Origin of the sequence: Actinoplanes sp. CA-015351 (assembly GCF_050955685.1) — a bacterium.
GTDB lineage: Bacteria > Actinomycetota > Actinomycetes > Mycobacteriales > Micromonosporaceae > Actinoplanes.
The window spans coordinates 5,378,718-5,403,177 of record NZ_CP192102.1; the positions used below are offsets into that span (position 1 = coordinate 5,378,718).

General features: G+C 69.6%; 22 protein-coding genes. 3 read left to right on the top strand and 19 right to left on the bottom strand.

The genetic code is table 11. The annotated features are described in order from the left end of the window. Positions 1 to 116: 116 nt before the first annotated feature. On the bottom strand, positions 117 to 2,879 hold the full coding sequence (locus ACQP2E_RS24665) for a DEAD/DEAH box helicase (protein WP_433825312.1): 2,763 nt from the start codon (positions 2,877 to 2,879) through the stop codon (positions 117 to 119). A gap of 74 nt (positions 2,880 to 2,953) precedes the next feature. Between ACQP2E_RS24665 and ACQP2E_RS24670 the strand changes: the two genes are divergently transcribed. Next, positions 2,954 to 3,691: an HAD family hydrolase gene (locus tag ACQP2E_RS24670; protein WP_433825313.1), complete on the top strand. Its 738-nt coding sequence runs from the start codon at positions 2,954 to 2,956 to the stop codon at positions 3,689 to 3,691. A 645-nt stretch (positions 3,692 to 4,336) separates the two neighbouring features. Here ACQP2E_RS24670 and ACQP2E_RS24675 read toward each other — a convergent pair. The 6 genes from ACQP2E_RS24675 to ACQP2E_RS24700 form a co-directional block, all read right to left on the bottom strand. Further along, positions 4,337 to 5,236 (bottom strand): diacylglycerol/lipid kinase family protein, encoded by a 900-nt coding sequence (locus ACQP2E_RS24675; protein WP_433825314.1) that lies wholly within the window; start codon positions 5,234 to 5,236, stop codon positions 4,337 to 4,339. 71 nt (positions 5,237 to 5,307) lie between these two features. Then, entirely contained in the window at positions 5,308 to 6,270 is a 963-nt protein-coding gene (gene tatC / locus ACQP2E_RS24680) for a twin-arginine translocase subunit TatC (RefSeq protein WP_433834034.1), read from the bottom strand. 21 nt (positions 6,271 to 6,291) lie between these two features. Further along, entirely contained in the window at positions 6,292 to 6,657 is a 366-nt protein-coding gene (gene tatA / locus ACQP2E_RS24685) for a Sec-independent protein translocase subunit TatA (RefSeq protein ID WP_433825315.1), read from the bottom strand. Positions 6,658 to 6,791: 134 nt separating this feature from the next. Then, entirely contained in the window at positions 6,792 to 7,034 is a 243-nt protein-coding gene (locus ACQP2E_RS24690; RefSeq protein WP_433834036.1) for a hypothetical protein, read from the bottom strand. Positions 7,035 to 7,089: 55 nt separating this feature from the next. Further along, complete coding sequence (locus ACQP2E_RS24695; protein WP_433825316.1) at positions 7,090 to 8,052, bottom strand: helix-turn-helix transcriptional regulator; 963 nt, start codon at positions 8,050 to 8,052, stop codon at positions 7,090 to 7,092. Then, positions 8,049 to 9,032 carry a helix-turn-helix transcriptional regulator gene (locus ACQP2E_RS24700; protein WP_433825317.1) on the bottom strand — a complete coding sequence of 328 codons (984 nt, stop codon included), beginning with the start codon at positions 9,030 to 9,032 and terminating at the stop codon, positions 8,049 to 8,051. Before ACQP2E_RS24700 ends, ACQP2E_RS24695 begins: the two co-directional genes overlap by 4 nt. A 59-nt stretch (positions 9,033 to 9,091) precedes the next feature. Between ACQP2E_RS24700 and ACQP2E_RS24705 the strand changes: the two genes are divergently transcribed. Further along, on the top strand, positions 9,092 to 10,042 hold the full coding sequence (locus ACQP2E_RS24705) for a cation diffusion facilitator family transporter (protein WP_433825318.1): 951 nt from the start codon (positions 9,092 to 9,094) through the stop codon (positions 10,040 to 10,042). An 11-nt stretch (positions 10,043 to 10,053) separates the two neighbouring features. Continuing rightward, on the top strand, positions 10,054 to 11,136 hold the full coding sequence (locus tag ACQP2E_RS24710; RefSeq protein ID WP_433825319.1) for a DUF3866 family protein: 1,083 nt from the start codon (positions 10,054 to 10,056) through the stop codon (positions 11,134 to 11,136). A gap of 331 nt (positions 11,137 to 11,467) precedes the next feature. Here ACQP2E_RS24710 and ACQP2E_RS24715 read toward each other — a convergent pair whose 3' ends face one another. The 12 genes from ACQP2E_RS24715 to ACQP2E_RS24770 form a co-directional block, all read right to left on the bottom strand. After that, the gene (locus tag ACQP2E_RS24715) at positions 11,468 to 12,118 is read right to left on the bottom strand and encodes an O-methyltransferase (RefSeq protein ID WP_433825320.1); all 651 of its coding nucleotides are present in this window, start codon (positions 12,116 to 12,118) and stop codon (positions 11,468 to 11,470) included. Between the two features lie 511 nt (positions 12,119 to 12,629). Then, positions 12,630 to 12,842: a hypothetical protein gene (locus ACQP2E_RS24720; protein WP_433825321.1), complete on the bottom strand. Its 213-nt coding sequence runs from the start codon at positions 12,840 to 12,842 to the stop codon at positions 12,630 to 12,632. 71 nt (positions 12,843 to 12,913) lie between these two features. Continuing rightward, positions 12,914 to 14,272, bottom strand: a complete 1,359-nt coding sequence (gene pafA / locus ACQP2E_RS24725) for a Pup--protein ligase (RefSeq protein ID WP_111647883.1) — start codon at positions 14,270 to 14,272, stop codon at positions 12,914 to 12,916. A gap of 174 nt (positions 14,273 to 14,446) precedes the next feature. After that, positions 14,447 to 15,262: a proteasome subunit alpha gene (gene prcA, locus ACQP2E_RS24730; protein ID WP_433825322.1), complete on the bottom strand. Its 816-nt coding sequence runs from the start codon at positions 15,260 to 15,262 to the stop codon at positions 14,447 to 14,449. A 33-nt stretch (positions 15,263 to 15,295) separates the two neighbouring features. After that, positions 15,296 to 16,135, bottom strand: a complete 840-nt coding sequence (prcB, locus tag ACQP2E_RS24735; protein ID WP_433825323.1) for a proteasome subunit beta — start codon at positions 16,133 to 16,135, stop codon at positions 15,296 to 15,298. Positions 16,136 to 16,320: 185 nt separating this feature from the next. Then, a complete protein-coding gene (locus ACQP2E_RS24740) occupies positions 16,321 to 16,536 on the bottom strand; it encodes a ubiquitin-like protein Pup (RefSeq protein WP_111647880.1) in 216 nt (71 codons plus the stop codon). An 80-nt stretch (positions 16,537 to 16,616) separates the two neighbouring features. Then, on the bottom strand, positions 16,617 to 18,134 hold the full coding sequence (dop, locus tag ACQP2E_RS24745) for a depupylase/deamidase Dop (protein ID WP_433825324.1): 1,518 nt from the start codon (positions 18,132 to 18,134) through the stop codon (positions 16,617 to 16,619). A 47-nt stretch (positions 18,135 to 18,181) separates the two neighbouring features. Continuing rightward, positions 18,182 to 19,384, bottom strand: a complete 1,203-nt coding sequence (locus tag ACQP2E_RS24750; RefSeq protein WP_433825325.1) for an acyltransferase family protein — start codon at positions 19,382 to 19,384, stop codon at positions 18,182 to 18,184. A 59-nt stretch (positions 19,385 to 19,443) separates the two neighbouring features. Beyond that, positions 19,444 to 21,225 (bottom strand): proteasome ATPase, encoded by a 1,782-nt coding sequence (gene arc / locus ACQP2E_RS24755; RefSeq protein WP_433825326.1) that lies wholly within the window; start codon positions 21,223 to 21,225, stop codon positions 19,444 to 19,446. Positions 21,226 to 21,561: 336 nt separating this feature from the next. Continuing rightward, a complete protein-coding gene (locus ACQP2E_RS24760) occupies positions 21,562 to 22,152 on the bottom strand; it encodes a hypothetical protein (protein WP_111647876.1) in 591 nt (196 codons plus the stop codon). Between the two features lie 62 nt (positions 22,153 to 22,214). Continuing rightward, a complete protein-coding gene (locus tag ACQP2E_RS24765) occupies positions 22,215 to 23,171 on the bottom strand; it encodes a tRNA (adenine-N1)-methyltransferase (RefSeq protein ID WP_433834038.1) in 957 nt (318 codons plus the stop codon). Positions 23,172 to 23,229: 58 nt separating this feature from the next. Beyond that, positions 23,230 to 24,423: a site-2 protease family protein gene (locus ACQP2E_RS24770; protein WP_433825327.1), complete on the bottom strand. Its 1,194-nt coding sequence runs from the start codon at positions 24,421 to 24,423 to the stop codon at positions 23,230 to 23,232. Between the last annotated feature and the right edge of the window lie 37 nt (positions 24,424 to 24,460).

Here is a 24,460-nt window from a genome sequence, read left to right on the forward strand (position 1 = left end):
AAATTGCAATCAGCTGTGTCGATACTGCCGCCGCAATTCTTGATTTATCCGGAAGACAGCGTCAACGGAGATTCACCATCCGCCACGAAGCAACCCGCGCCGCGGATCGAATCCACTCACAGACCGCGCTGCAGAGCGAGCACCCCCCGGTTCACCGCGGTGATCGCCTTGCGGGCGGTCTCCTTGACGCTGGGCGACGCCGAACCCGCCTCTTTGATCTGTCCGAGCAGGTCAAGGACCTGCCGGGCCCAGCGCACGAAGTCACCGGCCGGCATGTCCGCGTCGTGCTGACCGCTGGCCAGCACCCGGGCGAGCGGCTCACCACGCGCCCATCGGTACATCGGCCAGACGAAACCTGGGTCGGGCTCCCGGGTCAGCGACAGACCGTTGTCCGCCTCGTCGGCGGCGATCTCACCCCAGAGCTTGGCGCAGGCGTCGACGGCCGCGGTGACCGGGCCTTTCGGCACCGACGCGCGGTCCTCGCCCTCGCGCCGCGACTCGTAGAGCACCATCGAGACGGCGGCGGCCAGCTCGTCCGGTGCGAGGCCGTCCCAGACGCCCTGCCGCAGGCACTCGGCGACCAGCAGGTCGGCCTCGGACCAGATCCGCCCGAGCATCCGGCCGTGGCTGGTCACCTCGCCGTCGGCGGAGAGGTAACCCCGGGTGGTGAGCACCGAGCAGACCTGGTCGAACGTCCGGGCCAGCGAGCCGGTGCGCCCGGACACCTTCTCCCGCAGGGCGTCGGTGTCACGGAGCAGCCGCTGGCGCCGCTCGGCCATCCGGGCGTGATCCTCGCGGTCCGCGCAGGCGTGGCACGGGTGCTCGCGCATCTGCACCTTGAGCAGCGCGATCTCGGCGTCCTCACCGGGATCCAGTCGTCCGCGCCGCCGCCGCTGGTCCGGATGACGGTCCAGCCCGGTCGCACTCACCTGGGCGGCCACGTCGCGGCGCGCCGCCGGAGACCGCGGATTGAAATTCTTGGGTACGCGAACCCGCGCCAGGACGTCGACCGGCCCGCTGAACTCCGCCGGGCTGACCCGGCCGGCCCAGCGATCCTGGGTGACCACCATCGGCCGTGGCTCGCCGAACCCGCTGTCGGCCGGCTCGACCACGACGGCCAGGCCGGCCCGTTTGCCCTGCGGAATCCGGATCACATCACCGGAGCGCAGCTTCTCCAGCCCGTCGACGGCGGCCGAGCGGCGCTGCGCCACACCCTGCCGGGACATCGCTTTCTCCCGGTCGGCGATGGCGACCCGGATGGCGAAGTACTCCGCGAAGTCGCCGTGGTGACAGGAGGCGTCCTCGGAGTACTCCTGCATGGTCTCCACGTTGCGCTGCACCTGACGGGCCAGGCCGACCACCGACCGGTCCGCCTGGAACTGCGCGAACGACGACTCCAGCAGGTCCCGCGACTTCTCCGCGCCGACCGTGCCGACCAGGTTGACCGCCATGTTGTACGACGGGCGGAACGACGAGCGCAACGGATAGGTCCGCGTGCTCGCCAGGCCGGCCACGTGCCGCGGATCGATGTCGGGGCTCCAGAGCACCACGGCGTGGCCCTCGATGTCGATGCCACGGCGCCCGGCCCGGCCGGTGAGCTGCGTGTACTCCCCCGGGGTCAGGTCGACGTGCGCCTCGCCGTTGAACTTGACGAGCCGCTCCAGCACCACACATCGGGCCGGCATGTTGATGCCCAGCGCCAGGGTCTCGGTGGCGAAGACCGCCTTGACCAGGCCACGGACGAAGCACTCCTCGACCGCCTCCTTGAAGGCGGGCAGCATGCCGGCGTGGTGGGCGGCGACGCCGCGCTCAAGACCGTCGAGCCACTCCCAGTAACCCAGCACCGACAGATCCTCGGCCGGGATGCTCGACACCTTCGCCGACGCGATCCGGCGGATCTCGGCGCGCTCGTCGGGGTTGGTCAGCCGCATGCCGCCGGCCAGGCACTGCTGCACGGCGGCGTCGCAGCCGTTGCGGCTGAAGATGAACACGATCGCCGGCAGCAGCCCGGCCCGGTCCAGCCGGTCGATCACCTCGGCGCGTGGTGGTGGCTGCCAGCGCCGGCCACGCCCGCCACCGCCGCGCCCGCTCCACCCGGTCGCGGCCCGGTCGCCCAGGTCGAGGCGCCGGTCCATCTCGCGGGTGTACCGCAACAGCTCGGGGTGGACGTCGTGCTTTTTCGCCGCGTCGGCGTCGTGGAACAGGTCGAACATCCGGCGGCCGACAAGCATGTGCTGCCAGAGCGGCACCGGCCGGTGCTCGCTGACCACCACCTCGGTCTCACCCCGGACGGTCACCAGCCAGTCGGCGAACTCCTCGTAGTTGCTGACCGTGGCGGAGAGCGACACCAGCGTCACCGACGCCGGCAGGTGGATGATCACCTCTTCCCAGACCGCGCCGCGGAACCGGTCGGCGAGGTAGTGGACTTCGTCCATCACCACGTACGCCAGGTTGCGCAGCGCGTCAGAGCCGGAGTAGAGCATGTTGCGCAGCACCTCGGTGGTCATCACGACCACCGGGGCATCGCCGTTGATCGCGTTGTCACCGGTGAGCAGGCCGACCTTGTCAGCGCCGTAACGAGCCACCAGGTCGTGGTATTTCTGGTTGGACAAGGCCTTGATCGGGGTGGTGTAGAAACACTTGCGCTGGCCCGACTGCAACGCCAGGTGCACGGCGAACTCGCCGACGACGGTCTTGCCGGCGCCGGTCGGCGCGCAGACCAGAACGCCGTTGCCCCGCTCCAGCACCTGGCAGGCCTCACGCTGGAAATCGTCCAGGTCGAAGCCGACATCGAGCATGAAATCCTCGAGCTCCGGGAACTCGGCGACCCGCGCCGCCCGCTTCTTGGAAGCCGCATACCGTTCGGCGGGACTCGTCATGGCCCAACATTAGTTCGTGCGTATGACAAATCGCAGCACGGTGGTGGCCGTCGGAAGGGTCACAGGGCATCGGTATGGTGCACCACGTGCCGGATGCCAATCACCCTCCACATACCGCGCGGCCGGTCGAGGCGGTCCTGTTCGACTTCCACGGCACGCTCGCCCAGGTGGAGGACCCTCTGACCTGGGTCGTCGCGGCAGCCGCAGCGTGTGGTCGCGAGCTCGACCGGGGCAAGGCGACGATCCTGGCCGACCGGCTGCTGACCGCGGGACGAGCGGGCGGCCCGATGCCGTACCGCGTTCCCCCACAGCTCGCTGAGCACTGGGCCGACCGCGATCTCTACGAGCACAGTCACCGCGCCGCCTACACCGGCCTCGCATCGACAGTGCACACCGACGTGGAGGGTCTCGCCGACGCCCTCTACGACCGTCTGCTCCGGCCGGACGGCTGGTTGCCGTACCCGGACACCGAGCCGACCCTGCGCAAACTGCACGACGCCGGCATCAAGATCGGTGTGGTGAGCAACGTGGGCTTCGACATCCGCCCGCACTTCGCCGCCTGGGGCCTGGACTCGCTGGTGGACTCGTTCGTCCTCAGCTTCGAGATCGGCCGCACCAAACCCGACCCGGCCATCTTCCTGCGCGCCTGCGGCCTGCTCGGCGCCGACCCGGAACGCACCCTGATGGTCGGCGACACCCCGGCCGACGCGGGCGCGGTCAACGCCGGCTGCTCGGTCCTGGTCATCCCGGCAGCCGAGGCCGGCCGCTCCAACGGCCTGGGCGCCACGCTGTCCCTGGCCGGCTGCGCCTGACCACCCACCCCCAGCCCTAACCCTCAGCCGCCGCACCCGCGCTCACCGCCCCGCTCCCGCCGCCCCGCGCTCACCGCCCCGCGCTCACCGCCCCGCGCTCACCGCGCTTGCCCGCGCCCACGCCGCCCGCGCTTGCCACGCCGCCTGCGCTCGCCGCCCGCCCCGTGCCCGCGCTCGCCCGTGCCCGCGCCAGCCCCGCCCGCGCTCGCCACGCGACCCAACGCTTGCCCGCGCCGCCCGCGCTTGCCACGCCCGCCCCGCGCTTGTCCTGGCCCGCGAAGGCCGAAGTGATCAGCGGTGCGCGTCGACTCCGCCTGGCCTGATCGCCCGGCGCAGCACGCGGCGGGCCGCGACCGGAGCACACCCAAGGGCTCGGCAGCGATGCTGAGGTCTCACCGATTGCATGCGTGGGCTCCTGTCTCGGCCCTGGAGTGGATGGAGTCGCACACAACGACACTGTGCGACTCCATCCACGCGAACCGTTCGTTGCGTGCGACCTCGTTCCCGCGTGCCATGTCGGACTTGACGGACACCGGCCCCGCGTTCGGGCAATCGGCGGCCGGCCGGCACCCACGGTGAGAGCACAAAGCCGGCGAGCCAGCACACAGCGGTGGCAAGCACAAAGCGGTGAGCAACCCGGAAGTCTCAGCGCAGCAACCGGAGCGCCCCCGGGACGCAGGTGATGTCGAGGGGCAGGGCGCCGATTCGCTCGCCGTCCGCGTACCCGATGATCCCGGCCGTCGCGAGACGGACCTCGCGCGCTCGCAGCACGGTGACCCGCGGATCGCTGATGTGGGTGCCGTGCCGCAGCCGCGGCTTGAGCTGGGCGACTCCCAGCCTCCCCAGGCGCGACGCGAAGATCACGTCGAGCAGCCCGTCGGTGGGATCAGCGTCCGGCGCGATCCGCATGCCGCCGCCGTAGCTCGCGCAGTTGCCCACCGCGACGATCTCGCCGCGGACCCGGTGCTCGACGCCGTCGAGGGTGATCACGTAGTCCCGGACGCGTAGCTGGGCCAGTTCCAGGACGATCGCGAGGTCGTACCGTCGCGGCCCGCGTGGCCTGCGCATCCGGTTGGCACGCTCGTTGACCAGCGCGTCGAACCCTGCCGCCAGCACCGCACAGAACCACCGCTGCTCACCCTGCGCGTCCCGGGTCCGGGCCAGATCGATGCGGTGGGCGCGCTCCTCGCGCAGCGCCAGCCCGATCGCCTCCGCCGCTTCCAGCCCGGCCATGGGTACGCCCACCGCGCTCGCGAAGTCGTTCCCGGTACCCGCCGGCACCACCCCGAACGGCACCTCGGTCCCGGCGACCGACTGCAACGCCCGGTGCACCGTGCCGTCCCCGCCGACCGCGACGACCGCGCTGGCCCCGTCGGCGACCGCCCGTTGGCAGGCAAGTTCCGCTTCCACACCGGTGCCGGCGTCGAGGATCCGCACCGGCCGCCCGGCAACACCCAGGGCGTCGACAACCCCGGGAAGCAAACCGCGGTGCCGGCCACGCCCCGCCGAGGGGTTGGCCAGCACCGCGATGAAAGCGCTCGTCATGGCGGCAGACGCTAGTCCAGTCCCGATCACCGCCGGTGAGGGGGCCTGCGAAGCGCAGCGGAGCCAGCCAGCTAGGTCATGTCGTCGTATCTGCGCTCGATGGGCGCCGGTTTCGAGACCGGTGCCGGAGCCTCCACCGCGGTGGGCGCGGCGATCGGGTCGGAGGCGCCGACCGGCACCTTCTCCTCCGGGAGTTCCGAGATGGCGTCGTCGTCGAGACCCTCGTAGAGCTCCTTGCCGCGACCCTTGCGCTTGTCGTTCAGGAAGGCGACCAGCACGGCGATGAAGTACAGCAGGGTCATGCACGCCGCGAGCAGCGTCATGCCGAACGGCCCCGGGTCCGGGGTGGCGATCGCAGCGAACGCGAACGACAGGAAGACCACCGCACGCCACCAGCTGAGCAACCGCCGGGCCGAGACGACCCCGGTGAAGTTCAGCATCAGCAGCACGAGCGGGAACTCGAAGGCCACACCGAACAGCAGGATCATCGTGGTGACGAAACCGATGTAGGACGTGACCTCCAGCTGCTGGGACTCCTCCAGCACGCCGGCTTCCATGATGAACGCCAGGCTGTGCTCGACCACGAAGTACGCCAGGACGGCACCACCGGCGAACAGCGGCGCGGCGATCGCGACGAAGACGTAGGCCCACTTGCGCTCGTGCCGGTGCAGGCCGGGCGCGATGAACGCCCAGAGCTGGAACAACCAGACCGGCGCGCCCACGATCAGGCCGACCCACAACGCGATCTTCAGCTTCAGGATCAGACCGTCGGTGGCGCCGAGCGTGAGGTAACGGCACTCCTTGACGCCATCGGCGTTGAGCACCCAGGAGCTGTCCAGGTTGCAGTACGGGCCACTGAGCAGGTCGAAGACGTAATTCGACACGATGAAGCCGACGATCAGGCCGGCCACGATGCCGATCGAGGCCCAGAACAGACGGTTACGGAGTTCCCGGACGTGCTCGATGAGCGTCATCGAGCCGTCGGCCGCCTGCTGGAACTTGGTCGGCTTCTTCGGTTTCCGCCGCAGGCTCAGGCTCAGTGCCATCGGGCCGGGTCAGCGGTCGTTGGTGCGCTGCACCGGGTCGACGAAGGGCTGCGCCGGCGGCTGCTGCGGCTGCTGGTAACCCGGCTGCGGCGGCTGGTAACCCGGCTGCTGGTAACCCTGCGGCGGCGGCGCCTGCTGGTAGCCGGGCTGCTGGTACGGCTGCTGGACATCGCCGTTCAGCGGGGTGCGGCTGTGCTGGGGCTCCGCCTTCTCCGCGACGTTGTTGTCGTCATCGACGAGTCCCTTGGTCTCGGCCTTGATGATCCGCAGCGAGCGCCCGAGGGAACGCGCCGCGTCCGGCAGTCGTTTCGCGCCGAAGAGCAGCACGAGCACGACGACGAGAACGATGATGTGCCATGGCTTGAGGGCGCCCATGGAATGACTCCAGTCGGTCGGATCAGGTTGCGGGGTCCATCGTACGTGTGGATTCCTGGGAATCTGCTTTCCGGATGCCCTGGGATTCTCAAGATCTTGCTAAGTCTCGGACAACAGGGAGGGAACCCCCTGCGTCAGCGGCCCAGGTTGGCCTTGATCTGCGTGATCGAGTCCTGCGAGCGCTCGGCCCGCTGCTGAAGGCCGAGCACGGTCTGCTGCAACTGTTCAGCCGCGGCCTGCAGCGTCAGCGCCTCTTCCTGGCGGCGCTGCAGCTTCACAGCGGCACGGCGGAGCTCCGGAACCCGGCCCAGCAGGCGCGCGGCAGCCGAAACCAGGACGATCAGCGCGATCGCGCCCACGGCGATCCAGACCCACATCAGCACCCGGCCACCCTACCTGCCTCGCGCTCGCCGCCGAGCGAGGCGGAGCCCGCTAGCTCGGCGCGGCGTATTGATCGAGAGCGGTGGTGGCCTGCGCCCGGATCCTCTCCAGGAGCTCCGGCGGCCCGAGCACTGTCACGTCCCGGCCCTGGCCCGCGAGGAACCTCTGGGCCCAGCCCAGGTCGGTGACCCGCATCGTGACCAGCCACTCGGCGCCGTCCCGCTGGACCTGCTCGACCGGGTAGTACTCGGTGATCCACCGGCTGCCCCGGCCGACCCGCATGGTGACCAGCGGCAGCTCCGGGCCGGGCCGGAAGACGCCGGCGCTGACGTCCTGCGGTATCGCCTCCAGGGGCGGCACCGACGGCTCGGCCAGCTCGCTGAACGCGTCGATCCGGTCCACCCGGAACATCCGGGTCCCCTCGGCGCGGCGGCACCACGCCTCCAGATAGGCCGTGCCGCCGACCATCAGCATCCGCATCGGGTCGACGACCCGCTCGGAGGTCTCGTCCCGGGCGGCCGTGTAGTAGGTCAGCAGCAGGGCGTGCCCGGAGTCGACCGCCGAGCGCACCTCCTCCAGCTTCTTCTGGTTGGCCGGCAGCCGGACCGCGACCGGGGCGTCGGCCAGGTCACCGGCCGCGCTCTCGATCTTGGCGAGGGCCCGCTCGATCGCGTCCCGGGTGCCGATGCCGGGTGTCTCGGCGAGCATCCGCAGCGCCACCACCAGGGCGAGCGCCTCGTCCGGGTTGAGGCGCAGCGGCTTGTCGATGCCGGCGTCGTGGCTGATCGTCACCCGGTCGCCGTCGAACGCCATGTCGATCAGGTCGCCCGGGCCGTAACCGGGCAGGCCGCACACCCAGAGCAGCTCCAGGTCCTCGCGCAGCTGTTTCTCGGTGACACCCAGGTCGCCGGCCGCTTCCGCGACCAGGATTCCCGGCCGGGCCAGAAGGTACGGAACCAGATTCAGCAACCGGCCCAGCCGGTCGGCCGAGGTGCTGTTGCGAGGCGCGGTCACGGCGTCACCAGCTCGTGCCGGGCCACCAGCTCCTTGAGGTGCTGGATCACCGCGTCCCGCAGCTCCGGCGGCCCGTCGGCGCGCACGTCCGGGCCGTACCCGGCGATCCGGGACGCCAGCCAGTCCACGTCCCCGTACGCGATGGTCAGCTGGTCGCCGTCGGCGACCGGAACCGACTCGCGGGCCATCCGGCGCAGCCCGGCGGCTCGTCCCGGACGCACCGTGACCAGGGCCCGGCCGTTCCGCGCGATCGGGCCGGACGAGTGGGCCACGTGGCTGATCAGGTCGGCGTCCGCGGGCGGCGCGAACGCGGCCGGGCGGCCGGTCGCCTTCACGTCGCCGACGATGCGGGACAGCCGGAAACAGCGGGCGGCGTCGCGATCACGGTCGTGGCCGACCACGTACCACCGGCCGCGCCAGCAGACCACGCCCCACGGCTCCAGGCGGCGGGTGTTCGGCTCGTCGCCCTCGGGGGTGCGGTACTTGAACGTCACGGCGCGGCGCTGCCGGGCCGCCGTGGTGAGCGGGCCGAACGCCGGATCGACGGTGACCACCGGCTCCACGCCGAGGGTGGCCTGCGGGTCGACCTCGACACCGGCTGCTCGCAGTTTGGCCAGCCCGGAGGAGGCGGCCGCGGCCAGGCCGGCGTGCTGCCACAGGCGGGCCGCGATGCCCACGGCGGCGGCCTCGTCGGGTTCGAGCAGGATGTCCGGCAACGCGTACTCACGCTGGGCGATGCGGTAACCGGGCTCCTGGTCGAAGATGCTGGCCGTGCCGGTCTCCAGGGGCACACCGAGCTCGCGCAGTTCCGCCTTGTCGCGCTCGAACTTGCGCTGGAACGCCTCGTGGTCGCGGGGATCGGCGGGGTCGTGCTCGTAACCGGGCACGGTCGCGGCGATCTGCGCGGCGGTCAGGAACCGTCGCGTCGAGAGAAGACAGATGACCAGATTTACCAGGCGCTCGGTACGAGTGCGCGACACGAGAGGCAACGCTAGCAGCCTCGTCACACAGGCGGTTATCCGCTCATGGGCGGGGGAAGATGGCAGCCGTGGCAGAACCCGCTGAATCCGAGAGCGTCGGTACCGTCGTCGTCGCCGGAGCCGCCAACCTGGCGATCGCCTTCGCGAAACTGGTGGCAGGTCTCACCTCCGGCTCCGCCGCGATGCTCTCCGAGGCGGCCCACTCGTTCGCCGACACGGTCACCGAGGTCTTCCTCTACGTGGCGCTGCGGCGCGGTTCCCGCCCCGCCGACGAAGAACACCCGTTCGGGTACGGCAAGGAAAGCTGGGTCTGGGCGTTCATCGCCGCGCTGTTCACGTTCGTCGGCGGCGCCGGATTCTCGATCTACCACGGCATCAACACGATCATCGAGGGCGAGGAGAGCGGGCCGTACCTGGCGTCGTACATCGTCCTGGCCGTGTCGTTCCTGGCCGAGGGCGTCTCGTTCCTGAAGGCCCGCCGGCAGGTCCGCACCGAGTCCAGCCGATGGAACGTGTCGACCCGCCGGTTCCTGCGGCTCACCCCGGACACCACGGTCAAGGCCGTCTACTTCGAGGACTCCGCCGCGCTGATCGGCCTGGTGCTCGCCGCCGCCGGCCTCGGCCTCGCCGAGATCACCGGCAACGCCCTCTGGGACGGTCTCGCCTCGATCCTGATCGGGCTGCTGCTGCTCGTCGTCGCGGCGGTCCTCGCCAAGAGCAACGTGACGCTGCTGGTCGGGCGGGCGGTACCGCCGCGGCTGCACGACCGGATCGCCGAGGACATCGCCGCGCTCGGCGTCGTGACAGCCGTGCCGACCCTGTTCACCATGCAGATCGGGCCGGACGACATCCTGGTCGCCGCGAAGGTCGACTTCGCCGACGACGCGCCCGGCTCCGAGATCGAGAAGGCCTCCGACGAGGCCGAACGCCGGCTGCGGGCCCGTTACCCCCAGATTCGGTACGTGTTCCTCGACCCCACCCGTGGCTCCGAGGATTCGCCCGGCTTGTAGGGTCAGCCGTCATGGTGCGCTGGCGATCCGGGACGGTCCTTACGGTACGGCGGAGCTGGCGCGGCGCCGTCGAACTCGACGTGGACACCACCGGCGGCCCGCTGCGCGCCCTCGCGTACCCGCACCTGGTCGGCACCCCGGAACCTGGCGACCGGGTGCTGCTCAACGTCGGCGCGCTCGTGATGGGCCTGGGCACCGGTGGGTACGCCCTGGTGGTCGCCCTGCCCGACCGGCTGCCCGCCGACCCGAGCGCCGACGGCGGCACCCGCGACAGCGGCCACCTGGTGAAAGCCCGGTACACCCCGCTGCAGGCGATCCTGCTCGGCGTCGACGAGGAGGCCTCGCCGCACCGCTCGGTGATGGAGTCCGCCGAGTCGCTGGACGGCATGCCGGTGGTCACGGCCGACCTGCACTCGGCGCTGCCCGCGATCCTGGCCGGCATCCACGCCGACCGCCCGGAGGCGTCGGTCGCCTATGTGATGACCGACGGCGGGGCCCTGCCGGCCTGGTTCTCCCGGACCCTCGACGGGCTGCGCGACCACCTGGCCGGCACCGTCACCACCGGTCAGGCGTTCGGCGGCGACCTCGAGGCCAGCACCGTGCACACCGGGCTGCTCGCCGCCCGGCACGTGCTCGGCGCGGACATCACCATCGTGGCCCAGGGTCCCGGAAATCTCGGCACCGGCACCACCTGGGGTTTCTCCGGGGTGGCCCTCGGTGAGGCGATCAACGCGATCGCGGTCCTCGGCGGCAGGGCTGTCGGCTCACTGCGGATCTCCGACGCCGACGGCCGGGAACGGCATCGTGGGGTGTCACATCACAGCGTTACGGCGTACGGGAAAGTCGCTCTGGCGAGCGCTGACCTGGTGGTGCCGGACGGCCTGGAGTTGCGGCTGGCCGCGGAGGTCGACGCGGCGCTCGCGCCGCTGAGCGAGAGGCACCGCCTGGTCCGCGTGCGGGTGGACGGGCTGGACCGGGCGCTGCGGGAGTGCCCGGTGCCGCTGTCGACGATGGGCCGCAAGCTGGACCAGGACCACGGCTACTTCCTGGCGGCGGCGGCAGCGGGCCGGCACGCGGCATCGCTGCTGCCCTGACGCGGGCCTGCTGTGAGCAGCCGGTCTTCCGCACCGGCATCGCCATCCGAGCCACCACCAGCAGCAGCCCACGACCGCGCCGCGCCGCGCCGAGCCGCGCCGCGCCGCGCCGAGCCGCGCAGCGCCGAGCCGAGCCGCGCCGAGCCGCGCCGCGCCGCGCCGGATCTTGTGAGGTTGCGCCGCCCCGGGAACCGAAAACTCACAAGATCTGGCACGGCGGCCAACGCCGCCGCCATCCCGCAAAGATCTTGTGAGCTTTCGCCGTGATACCAGCCGAAAGCTCACAAGATCGCGCGGGCAATCGGCGGCAGGAAAGCGGGCGGTCCGTTGGCTACGAACGCCTGCGGACCAGCGTCACACCGTCGCGGACCGGGAGCATCACCGACTCGACGCGGTCGTCGGTGACGATGTTGTCGTTCAGGGACGCCACCGCGCGGCTCGACTCGTCGTGCGGGTCCAGGACCTCGCCGCCGCGGAGCACGTTGTCGATCACCAGCAGCCCGCCCGGACGGAGCCTCGGGACGATTTCCTGGTAGTAGGCCGGGTACCCGGTCTTGTCCGCGTCCAGGAACACGAAGTCGATCACGGGATCAGCGCTCAGCGACCGCACCGTCTCGATCGCCGGCGCCAGGCGCAGCTCGATCCGGTCGTCGAGGCCGGCCTTGGCCCAGTACACACGCGCCACGCTCGTCCACTCGTCGGACACGTCGCAGGCGAGAAGCCGCCCGCCCGGCCGCAGCGCCCGGGCGATGCAGATCGACGAGTACCCGGTGAACGTACCGATCTCCACGGCGTAGTCGGCGCCGGTCAGCTCGACCAGCATCGTCAGCAGCGCGCCCTCGTCGTGCGAGACCTGCATACCGGCGGCCCCGGGCGGAAATTTCGCATATGTCTCCGCAGCGAGTTCCCGCAAGAGATCGTCCGCAGGAGTGCAGTGGTCGAGCAAGTAGTCAGATACGGCCGGATCAACGATGTCTGCCATACCCGAACCCAAGCACGCCACACCCGCCGCCCGCACCCCCGCCGCACATCCCGGCGCAGCGCCGCACATCTCGCCGCACCGGCGCCCCGCCGCACCACCGCACCGCCGCACCGCCGCACCGCCGCACCGCCGCACCGCCGCACCGCCGCACCGCCGCACCGCCGCACCGGCGCTCCGGCGCTCCGGCGCTCCGGCGCCCCAGCCGAGCCCGGGCCACCCCGCCCTCTTCTGATCTTGTGGACTTCACCGACCCGTTTGCGGGGAAGTCCACAAGATCGAAAGAATCACGTCGATCTCGTGCGCCACCGAGCACCGGCCAGCACTGAAAGACCAGGAAGAGCCCAGAGAACCCAGAGAACCCACAGGGCTGACAGGAAAAGAGCGCAACCACTCACGCAGGCCGCGCGGTGCCAGGGCGCGGTCTGGACGCGCAGCGGCCAGCGCCCGGCGCCAGGCCCTCGGCGGGAGCAGCGGTCTGTACCCCGCGCCCCGCTGCGACCGGAATTTGATCTTAAGAAGTGACGATCAAATAAGCCCAGCCGGCCAGCAGCAGGGCGAGAACCGTGACATAAAGCCACGTCGGGATCTTGTGATTGCCGGCGCGGTCCTTCTGGATCTGGCGGTAGACACGCTCACGGCGACGCTCCAGGCGACTCCAGCGCACCTCGTGCTCGGTGCGCTCGGGCGGCTCAGGAGGAAGCGAAGGCTGGCCAGGGTAAGTCATAACCTGACCAGCCTAACTGAGCCACCGGCTCCGCTTCGCTCCGCGGGCGGTCGCCTGATGACCGGCCGCGCTCACATGCTGGCGATCAGCCGCTCCACCCGCTCGTCGTAGGCGCGGAACGGGTCCTTGCAGAGCACCGTCCGCTGCGCCTGGTCGTTGAGCTTGAGGTGCACCCAGTCGACGGTGAAGTCGCGGCGCTTCTCCTGTGCGTGCTTGATGAACTCGCCGCGCAGCCGTGCCCGCGTGGTCTGCGGCGGCGTCTCCTTGGCCTCGTAGATCTGCAGGTCGTTGGCGATCCGGTCGACCTGCTTGCGCTTCTCCATGAGTGCGTAGAGCCCACGGCCGCGGCGCACGTCGTGGTACGCCAAGTCGAGCTGCGCGATCCGCGGGTGCGACATCGGGATCTCGTGCTTGGCCTGGTATTTCTCGATCAGCTTGTACTTCGACACCCAGTCGATCTCGCGGGAGACGGCGTCGAGGTTGCCGGTCTCGACCGCGTTGAGGACGCGGCCCCACAGCTCGACGACGCGTTTCGCGACCGGGTCGCCGCCGCGGCGCTCGACGAACTCGGTGGCTTTCGCCAGGTATTCCTGCTGGATGTCCAGCGCGGAGACCTCTTTGTTGTTCGCCAGGCGGATCTTGCGGCGGCCGGTGATGTCGTGGCTGACCTCGCGGATGGCCCGGATCGGGTTCTCCAGGGTCAGGTCCTTCATCACCACGCCGGCCTCGATCATGCGGAGCACGATGTCGGCGGCACCCACCTTGAGCAGGGTGGTGACCTCGTTCATGTTCGAGTCGCCGACGATGACGTGGAGGCGGCGGTACCGCTCGGCGTCGGCGTGCGGCTCGTCGCGGGTGTTGATGATCGGGCGGCTGCGCGTCGTCGCGCTGGAAACGCCCTCCCAGATGTGCTCGGCGCGCTGCGAGAGGCAGAACACCGCGCCGCGCGGCGTCTGCAGCACCTTGCCCGCGCCGCAGATCAGCTGGCGGGTGACCAGGAACGGGATCAGGACGTCGGCGAGACGACCGAACTCGCCGTGCCGCGACACGAGGTAGTTCTCGTGGCAGCCGTAGGAGTTGCCGGCCGAGTCGGTGTTGTTCTTGAAGAGGTAGATCTCGCCCGCGATGCCTTCGTCGTGCAGACGCTTCTCCGCGTCGACGAGCAGGCCTTCCAGAATCCGCTCGCCGGCCCGGTCATGAGCGACCAGATCGGTGACGGAGTCGCACTCGGGGGTTGCGTACTCGGGGTGGGAACCGACATCGAGGTAGAGGCGTGCGCCGTTGCGAAGGAACACGTTGCTGCTGCGTCCCCAGGAGACCACTCGGCGGAACAGGTAGCGGGCCACCTCGTCCGGAGACAGCCGCCGCTGCCCCCGATAGGTGCACGTGACTCCGTACTCGGTCTCGAGGCCGAAAATTCGCCGTTCCATGTCAGAACACTAGCCGCAAAAAACGGTTCAGCGGCAGTCACAACTCGCTCTTTCCCGCACACACCCCGCGACGGGCACGCCAGGCGCGCACGTCCAGGCTCCATCGTGGGTACGCGCGAAGCACAACGACGGCCGGGCGGACCGTGAAAGGTCGCCCGGCCGTCGCCGTCACGCTCAGGAGTCGGCTTCGGGAGTTTTCTCCTTGTCCGAGGACGCCGCCGAGATGGTCGGTTTCGCCTCGGCCGGGGCCGGCGGCGCCGCGTCGACGTCGCCCAGGTCCGCTTCCGGCACCGACTCGTGCCCGAGCAGCGTGGTCAGCGACGGCCCGGTGAGCCGCCGGAACGCCCGTCCCTGGCGGCGCCGGTCCAGGACCGCCACCTCCAGCTGCTTGGCGTCCAGGGTGCGGGTGGCGCCGTTCTCCCCGCCGACGCTGCCGAGCGCCTCGGCGGCGAGCGCCAGTGCGGTCTGCAGGTCCGCGGCGGTGTCGTGCCGCTCACGCAGCACGTTGGAGATGGCCTCGGCCTGGCCGCCCATCGCCATGAAGCCCGGCTCGTCCATGACCGAGCCGTCGTATGTCACCCGGTACAGCTCGTCCTCCGCGGGCGACGCGCCGACCTGCGCCACGCAGATCTCCACCTCGTACGGCTTCTGCGTCTCCGAGAAGATCGCACCGAGGGTCTGTGTGTACGCGTTGGCCAGGGCCCGCCCGGTCACGTCACGACGGTCGTAGCTGAGGCCGAGCATGTCGGCCATCCGCACGCCGGCCCGGCGCAGGCTCTCGAACTCGTTGTACCGCCCGACGGCAGCGAACGCGATCTTGTCGTAGATCTCGCTGATCTTCCGCAGGGTGGTGATGTTCTCGGCGACCAGCAGGATGCCGCCCTCGTAGGTGAGCACCACGGCTGACCGGCCGCGGGCGATGCCCTTGCGGGCGTACTCCGAGCGGTCCCGCTGGACCTGCTCCGGTGATGCGTAGAACTGCATGGCCACGGTGGGCTTCTCCTAACTTCGCGAAAGAGCGGATCAGCCGCCCGGGTTCTCCATGCGTCCCTGGACGACCTGCTCGGCCACCGTGGTGATGTCCTCGTCGCTGAGCCGCTGGGTGCCGGCCGCCGTCGCCGTCATCACCACCGGATAGATCTTGCGGGTCACGTCCGGCCCGCCGGTCGCGGTGTCGTCGTCGGCCGCGTCGTAGAGCGCCTCGACGGCGAGCTTGATCGCGTCCTGCGTGCTGACGCCGGCCCGGTACCGCTTCTTCAGCGCCGACTTCGCGAACAGCGAACCCGATCCGATCGCCTCGTAGCCGGTCTCCTCGTAGAGGCCACCGGCGATGTCGAAGCTGAAGATCCGCCCGGCACGGGTTGCGTCGAGCGGTGCCAGGTCGAAGCCGGCGAAGAGCGGGACCACGGCCAGGCCCTGCATCGCGGCGCCCAGATTGCCGCGGACCATCGCGGCCAGCCGGTTCGCCTTACCGTCGAGGGAGAGCATCGCTCCCTCGATCTTCTCGTAGTGCTCGAGCTCCACCTGGAACAGCCGGATCAGCTCGATGCCGATGCCCGCCGTACCCGCGATGCCGATCAGCGAGTACGAGTCGGCCGGGTGGACTTTCCTGATGTCGCGGCTCGCGATCAGGTTCCCCATGGTCGCGCGGCGGTCGCCCGCCATCACCACACCGTCAGCCGTCGCGATCGCGACGATCGTGGTGCCGTGCGGCGCGATGTCACCGGAGAGCCCGGGCGGGAGCGGCCGGCGGCCCGGAAGCATCTCCGGCGCGGCCTGACTCAGGAACTGCGTGAAGGAGGACGTCCCCGTATTGGTGAAGAAATCCGGTAGACGCCCGGATGGATCAAAGCCCGTCGCCACGTGGTTCCTTTCAGGTACGTGATCGCGTCGGCGCCGGAAAGGCCGCCGCTGCAGTTGAAGCACACTATCGCGCGCACCGATCCGGTGCGATGAACATCATCAACGTGTTGTGTCGTGAAAAAGCACACCGGACGCCGCAACGGCGGTACAGCCGTTGCGGACGCCCGGTGAAACGGACATAAGCCTTACTGTCCGCCCTTTTGTACGTATCCGCGGACGAACTCCTCCGCGTTCTCCTCGAGAACGGAGTCGATCTCGTCCAGCAGGTCGTCGACGTCCTCGGTGATTTCCGCGTGCCGCTCGGCTACCTCGGGGTTGGCCTCGACGGTGACGTCCTCGATCTCCTGGTCGCTCTGGCTCTTGCCACTCTGCGACTGACCACCTGTGTCTCGGGTTGCCATGGATGTCCCCCTTCTCAGCCACCCGAAGTCCTGCAACATCGGGTTGGAAAAAACCTACCTCGCGCCTGTGACAAAACGCATCACCGGCTCGTGATCACCTCGAGCAGGTCCTTGGCGCTCTCGCACTTGTCGAAGAGCGCGCCCACGTGCTTCCTGGTGCCGCGCTCCGGTTCCATCATCGGAACCCGGACCAGCGACTCCCGGCCGACGTCGAAGATGACCGAGTCCCAGCTGGCGGCGACCACTTCGGAGGCGTACTGGGCGAGGCAGCGGCCGCGGAAGTACGCCCGGGTGTCCTCCGGGGGCTCGTACATCGCGCGCTGCGTCTCGTCCGGGTCCAGCAGGGTCTTCATCGACCCGCGGGCGACCAGGCGGTGGTACAGGCCCTTCTCCGGCCGCACGTCGGAGTACTGCAGATCGACGAGCTGGAGTTTCGGCGAGTTCCAGCCGAGCTCCTCGCGCTCCCGGTAACCCTCCAGCAGCCGCAGCTTCGCCACCCAGTCGAGCGAGTCGGACAACTGCATCGGGTCGTCGCCGAGCTTGGTGAGCACGTCCTCCCACCGGTCCAGAACGTCAGCGGTCTGCTCGTCGGTGTCACTGCCGTACCGCTCGTCGACGAACGCGCGCGCCCGCTCGTAGTAGGCCCACTGCAGGTCGAGCGCGGTGAGCCGGCGGCCGTCGCGCAGCCTCATCAGGTGCTTCAGCGTGGGGTCGTGACTGACCGCCTTCAGCTCGCTGACCGGGTCGGCGATGCCGAGTTCCCCGGTGAACACCTTCTCCTCGATCATGTTGAGCACCAGCGAGGTGGTGCCCATCTTCAGGTACGACGCGATCTCGGAGAGGTTCGCGTCACCGATGATCACGTGCAGGCGGCGGTACTTGTCGGCGTCCGCGTGCGGCTCGTCCCGGGTGTTGATGATCGGCCGCTTCAGCGTGGTCTCCAGCCCGACCTCGACCTCGAAGAAGTCGGCGCGCGACGAGATCTGGAAACCGGAGCCGGTGCCGTCCTGGCCGATGCCGACCCGGCCGACGCCGGTGAAGATCTGCCGGGTCACGAAGAACGGCGTGAGGTGGGCGACGATGTCGGCGAAAGGGGTCTGCCGGCGCATCAGGTAGTTCTCGTGCGAGCCGTACGACGCGCCCTTGTTGTCGGTGTTGTTCTTGTAGAGCTGGATCCGGTGGGTGCCCGGGATCGTGGCGGCGCGCCGGGACGCCTCGGCCATCACCCGTTCGCCTGCCTTGTCCCATTTCACGACGTCGAGCGGGTTGGTGCACTCGGGAGTGCTGAACTCCGGGTGCGCGTGGTCGACGTAGAGACGGGCGCCGTTGGTCAGTATCACGTTGGCCAGGCCGAGATCCTCGTCGGCGAGGGCCTCGGCCGGGTCGTAGGCAGCGCCGGAGTAGGTGAAGCCACGGGCGTCGCGCAGCGGCGACTCCTCCTCGTAGTCCCAGCGTGCGCGGCCGTTACGGTTGAGTTCGGGGCGGGCTCCGTAGGCGTTCACCACCTGCGAGGACGTCACCATCGGGTTGGCGCCGGGCTGACCGGGCACCGAGATGCCGTACTCGACTTCGGTTCCCATAATCCGTCGAACACTCATGCGACCACCCTGTCCGCCACGAAGCCAAGCCTGCTCATGTATTGAGCCTAGACGCTCTCCCGTTGCTTGCCGATGCTGCCAGTACGCGTCGTTTCACCTTGCGTGGCGAGAAGGATCTTCGCGAGACGCTGCCCGGGCTGCTCCACCCAGCGATGGCAGGCCCAGGCCGCGACCAGCGTGCCGGCCGCGAAACCGAGCAGAATCAGCGGTTTGTCACTGGTCAGCCGGGTGACCACGGCGAGCACCAGCAGATGCAGCAGATAGAGCGAATAGCTGACGGTCCCGAGCCAGCCGAACACACCGGGCATCGAACGGTGACGCAGCGCGAACGCCACCGCGAACGTCCCCGCGACCGCTATCGCACACCATCCTCCCCCCTGCCAGGGATGCGCGGCGACACCCGCAAGGACGACCCCGAGCGCCAGGATCGCCGCACTTCGCCCGATCTGCCGATGCTCGACCCGATAAATCACCGTCCCGGCAAACATCACCGCCAGCATCAGCAGCGCCTGCGCCGAGGACCCGCTGGTCACCCACCGCGTCGCATGGCCGTTGGCGATGGCAAGAACAATCACGCTCAGCGAGACGCCGCCGGCCACGCGCACGAGACCTGGGCGACTGCTTTGGTACGCCCCAACGACCCCCGCCACCACCACAGCTGCCACGGCCGCCACGATCGTCCGGGCAGCGCCGGTACCGCTCAGAAGGGCATCCGGCAGCCCGCCGCCCCCCACCACGGCCACCAGCGTCAGCCCACCCGCCCACCACCCGCTGAACCGGTGCAGCCGCCACGCGAAGAGTCCGGCCACCAGCAGGTAGAACAGCATCTCGAAGCTGAGCGTCCAGAACGGGCGCACGATTCCGCGTACCCCGAGAAGGTCTTGAAGCATCGTGGCGTGCGCGAGCACGCTCGCGGTGGTCTCGGTGCGCAGCTGCTCCGGCAGGCGGAAGAGCCCGGCGGCCGTCAGGCCGGCGGCGAGAACGATCGTCACGAGATAAGCGGGGTAGATCCGGCAGAGCCGGCCCACCCAGAACTTGCGCAGCGAACCGTGGCGTTCCAGCGACATCGGGATGACGTAACCGCTCACCAGGAAGAAGAGCAGGACGGCGTATTTACCGAGGTCGAACGCGCGATAGATCTGCAGGTGGGTGGCGGATCCAAGGATCACGGGGCTGAGGTGGAAGGCGGCGACGACCACCGCGGCGTACCCACGGAGAGCATCAAGCCAGCCCAGGCGGTTTTCTCTCACAGGGGTGGAACGAGAGCAGAGCCGGAGGGTTGCCCCTCCGGCTCTGTCTTCAGGCGTTGTTACAGGTACTGGCCGGTGTTGTTCGCCGTCTCGATGGAACGGCCGGCCTCGGCGCCCTTGCCGCCGGAGACGAGCGTGCGGATGTAGACGATCCGCTCGCCCTTCTTACCGGAGATGCGGGCCCAGTCGTCGGGGTTGGTGGTGTTCGGCAGGTCCTCGTTCTCCCGGAACTCGTCGACGCAGCTGTCCAGCAGATGCTGGAGTCGCAGCCCCTTCTTGCCCGAGGTGAGGAACTCCTTGATCGCCATCTTCTTGCCGCGGTCCACGATGTTCTGGATCATGGCGCCGGAGTTGAAGTCCTTGAAGTACAGGACCTCCTTGTCACCGTTGGCGTAGGTGACCTCCAGGAAGCGGTTCTCCTCGGTCTCGGTGTACATCCGGAGCACGACCGCCTCGATCATCGCGGCGACCGTCGCGTCCCTGTTCCCGCCGTGCTCGGTGAGGTCGTCCCCACTGAGCGGCAGGTCGGAGAGGATGTACTTGCCGAAGATGTCCTTCGCCGCCTCGGCGTCCGGGCGCTCGATCTTGATCTTCACATCGAGTCGACCGGGGCGCAGGATGGCCGGGTCGATCATGTCTTCCCGGTTCGACGCGCCGATGACGATCACGTTCTCCAGGCCCTCGACGCCGTCGATCTCGCTGAGGAGCTGGGGAACGATGGTGTTCTCCACGTCACTGGAGACACCGGAGCCACGAGTGCGGAAGATCGAGTCCATCTCGTCGAAGAACACGATGACCGGTGTGCCCTCGCCGGCCTTCTCCCGAGCCCGCTGGAAGACCAGGCGGATGTGCCGCTCGGTCTCACCCACGTACTTGTTCAGCAGCTCCGGACCCTTGATGTTGAGGAAGTAGCTGGTGTGCTTCTCCTCGCCGCGCCGCTCAGCGATCTTCTTCGCCAGCGAGTTCGCGACCGCCTTGGCGATCAGGGTCTTGCCACAACCGGGCGGGCCGTAGAGCAGGATGCCCTTCGGCGGGCGCAGCTGGTGCTCCCGGAACAGGTCGGCGTGCAGGAACGGCAGCTCCACCGCGTCGCGGATCTGCTCGATCTGCGAGTGCAGACCACCGATGTCGGTGTAGTCGACGTCGGGGACCTCTTCGAGGACGAGCTCCTCGACCTCGCTCTTCGGGATGCGCTCGTAGGCGTACGCCGAACGGGGCTCGATCATGAGCGAGTCGCCCGCACGGAGCTTGCTGATCTCGAGCGAGTCGGCGAGGAACACGATGCGCTCCTCGTCGGCGTGCGAGACCACCAGGGCCCGATCGCGGGGGCCGCCGGACGGGTTGTCCAGGACCTCCTTGAGCAGGACCACCTCGCCGGTGCGCTCGAACCCGAACGCGTCGACCACGTTGAGCGCGTCGTTGAGCAGGACTTCCTGTCCCCGCTGCAACTCCTCGACCGCGAGCGACGGCGAGACCGCCACCCGCAGCTTGCGGCCGCCGGTGAACACGTCCACCGTGCCGTCCTCGTGTGCGGCCAGGAAAACGCCGTAGCCGCTGGGCGGCTGGGCGAGCCGGTCAATCTCTTCCTTGAGAGTGACGATCTGGGTCCGGGCTTCCTTGAGGGTCGCCACGAGCCGCTCGTTGTTCTCGGTCACTCGGGCCAGCTGCGCCTGCGTTGCCGCGAGCCGTTCCTCAAGCTGCCGGACGTGTCGGGGGCTCTCCGTCAACTTCCTCCGGACCAGCGCGAGTTCCTCTTGCAGGAACGCGACCTGACTCGAGAGATCGTTGGCTTCCTTCTCCCATCGTGCGGCGCGGGAGTCCGCTTCGTCGCTACGTGCCACGTCCCACCTCCCCGGGGGGCTCGAACGTCTTGGCATAACACTAGCTGCTCCGAAGCGGTTTTCGACCCCTGCAACACCCTCGTCACCGACTCTTGATCGATTGATCAACCTGTGGCCGATGGGTGTATCGGATCTTCGGGTACGGTCCGCGCGGCCTTGTTGTGGGAGGTGAGGGACCCGGCGCACACTGCCGGGCACCTCTGTGCCTGGATCGATCCGGGCAGTTTCCGGGGCGTGATCGGTTACGTGGGAAACACCACGGGTGATCTTTCGCCGCTTTACGCACGACTTCTGCTAGAGGGCTGAGTCCCTCTTTCCAGGGGGCGAGTCCCTCTTTTAGAGGGTGGGTCTCCCGACCAGGGAGGCCACCACGCGGGAGAACTCCTCCAGCCGGGCGATCTGGCCGGCGCCGCCGTCGTCGATCGTCTTGCCGAAACGCAGCGCGTCGTGCCGCAGCGGCGCCCGGCCCTCGTCCTCACCGACACCGGGCGGCGGCACCGCGTCGTCGACCGAACTCAGCAGCAGGTAGACGTCGATGCTGTCGACCCGCGCCTGGCCGTTCGGCGTACGGGTGAGCCGCCGCCGGCAGCCCACCTCGGTCACCGTGGAGAGCGGCACCACCCGCAGCGACGAGGTCATCGAACCGGCTGGGCCATCGCCGGGAGCGACGTCCTCGCCGTGCCAGAGCACCAGGCGGCTGCCATCGCAGACCACGACCTCCTGCCACACGCCGTTCACCTCGTTGACGAAGCGCTCCAGCGTGAAGCAGAGGACCGAGGCCCCGCGCAGGACCCCGAAGAGCGCGTCCAGCGCCACATCGGGGTCACGCAGGTAGGCACGGGCCGCCGAGTCCAGATCCGGGTACGGGGACCAATCGGGGAAAACCGCCGGCATTTCGTTGCTTCCCCCGAACGGCGGAGAGCTCATGCTGCCACCCTGCCCCTCCCCTTAGACGCTGGAACGGAACCTACCCGACGCCACGATGACGGTCACTCCCCGGTGGGGTTATCCGGTTGCACAGAGGGGTTCTCCGGCTGTGCGGCCGGGTTCTCCTTCTGTGCGTGCAGTGCGGCCTGGGTCGCCTTGCGGGCCGCGTACGCCTCGGCGCCCTTGCTCGGCTTGCGGCGGCGCGGCGGCGCCGTCACGCCGGGCGCCAGCTTGCGCGCGGAGACCAGGAACGCGGTGTGCGCGATCATCCGGTGGTCCGGGCGCACCGCGAGGCCGTCCGCGTGCCAGTCCCGGACCAGCGACTCCCAGGCGCGCGGCTCGGTCCAGCCGCCGCGCTCACGCAGCGCCTCGACAAGCTCGCTGAGCTGCGGCGTGGTCGCCACGTACCCGATGAAGACGCCGCCCGGGATGAGCGACTTCTCGACCATCTCGAGCGTCTCCCACGGGGTCAGCATGTCCAGGATGATCCGGTCGAAGCCACCGATCTCGTTGCCCGCGACGTCACCCTCGTGCAGGTGCCACGCCGGGTGCGGACCGCCGAAGAACGCCTCGACGTTCTTCCGGGCGATCTTCGCGAAGTCCTCGCGAAGCTCGTAGCTGTGCACCTCGCCGGAGCTGCCCACGGCCCGCAGCAGCGAGCAGGTCAGCGCGCCGGAGCCGGCGCCCGCCTCGAGGACCTTCGCGCCGGGGAAGACATCACCCATCGCGACGATCTGCGCGGCGTCCTTCGGGTAGATCACCTGAGCGCCGCGCGGCATCGACAGCACGTAGTCGCTGAGCAGCGGCCGCAGCGCCAGGTACGCCGTGCTGCCGGTCGAGGTGACGACGCTGCCGTCGGGCAGCCCGATCAGCGCGTCGTGCTCCAGCGCGCCGCGGTGGGTGTGGAACGCCTTGCCGGGCTCCAGCACGATGGTGTGCATCCGCCCTTTCGGGTCGGTGAGCTGCACGCGGTCGCCCACCCGGAACGGTCCGCGGTGCGCGGGGACGTCCTCGTGCACCTGCTCGTGCTCGTCGGCGGTGGCGTCGGTGGTCGGGGTCGTGGTCACAGATCTACTCTCAGCTGTCTTTGCCCCGGGTGTCTTTTCCCGGGGTTTCTTTTCTGGGGCTCGGCACGGTGCGTGGTTCCAGGACCGCGGCCACGTCGGCGACCCGCAGGACACCGACGACATCCTCCCCTGCCGTCACCAGGTACTGCGCACCCGGGTGAGCCTGCAGCGCCCGGACCACCTGCTCACCGCTGAGCCCGAGCGGCAGCGAGGTCAGCGCGTCCCGCGACCGGGAGACGCTCTCCACGCTCACCCAGGGCCGCCGGTCGACCGGCACCCGCTCGGCCGCGACCGGGTCGACGAGCGCGGTCAGGATGCCCGCGGCGTCCGCGACGGCGAGCACCACGTCCGGACGCGGATCCTCGGCCCGGCGCCGCTGCGCCTCGCCCAGCGGCGTGCCGGCCGGCACCGCGATGATCGGCCGGGCCAGCGCGTTCAGATCGATCAGCGGGAACCGCCCGGTCATCCGGCCCAGCCGGATCGACTGCCCGGCGCCCTGCCACAGGGTCAGCACCACGAGCAGCACGAAGACGAGACCGAAAACGGTCAGGATCCGCAGCTGGTACAGCGCCACCACGACGACCACGGTGAGCAATGCCAGGACCCGGCCGGCCCAGCCCGCCACGACTGTCGCCCGGTTACGGTCCTTCAGGAGCGCCCACATGCCGGCCCGCAGCGCCCGGCCGCCGTCCAGCGGCAGGCCCGGCAGCACGTTGAAGACCGCCACCAGGACGTTGCTGACCGCCAGCTGGAACGCGATCTGCCCGGGAACGGTGTCGGACGGCAGCAGCAGCGCCGCGCCCGTCGCGATCCCGCCGAGCAGCAGCGACACCAGCGGACCGGCGAGCGAGACCAGCGCGTCCACCCGCGGGGTCGGCGCGTCCCGATCCATCTCGGTCCAGCCGCTGAGCAGCTCCAGGGTGATCCGCCGCACGCCGATGCCATGCCGGCGGGCGGTCACCGCGTGACCCAGCTCGTGCAACAGCACCGATCCCAGCAGACACACCACAAAACCCAGACCCACGAGGTACGACCAGGGCGGCGTCAGTCCCAGCTCGGACTGCGCGTAGTTCCCGTAGACCACGGTGACCAGCCCGGCGAGCAGCAGCATCGACGCGTTGGCGAACACCGGGATGCCCAGGACGTGCCCGACCGGCCGGCCGGCCGGCGGCTGATTGCGGGTCGCGCGACCCTGATCCTCCACGCGGTCGATGCTACGGACACGCCGCCGCGCGACCCAC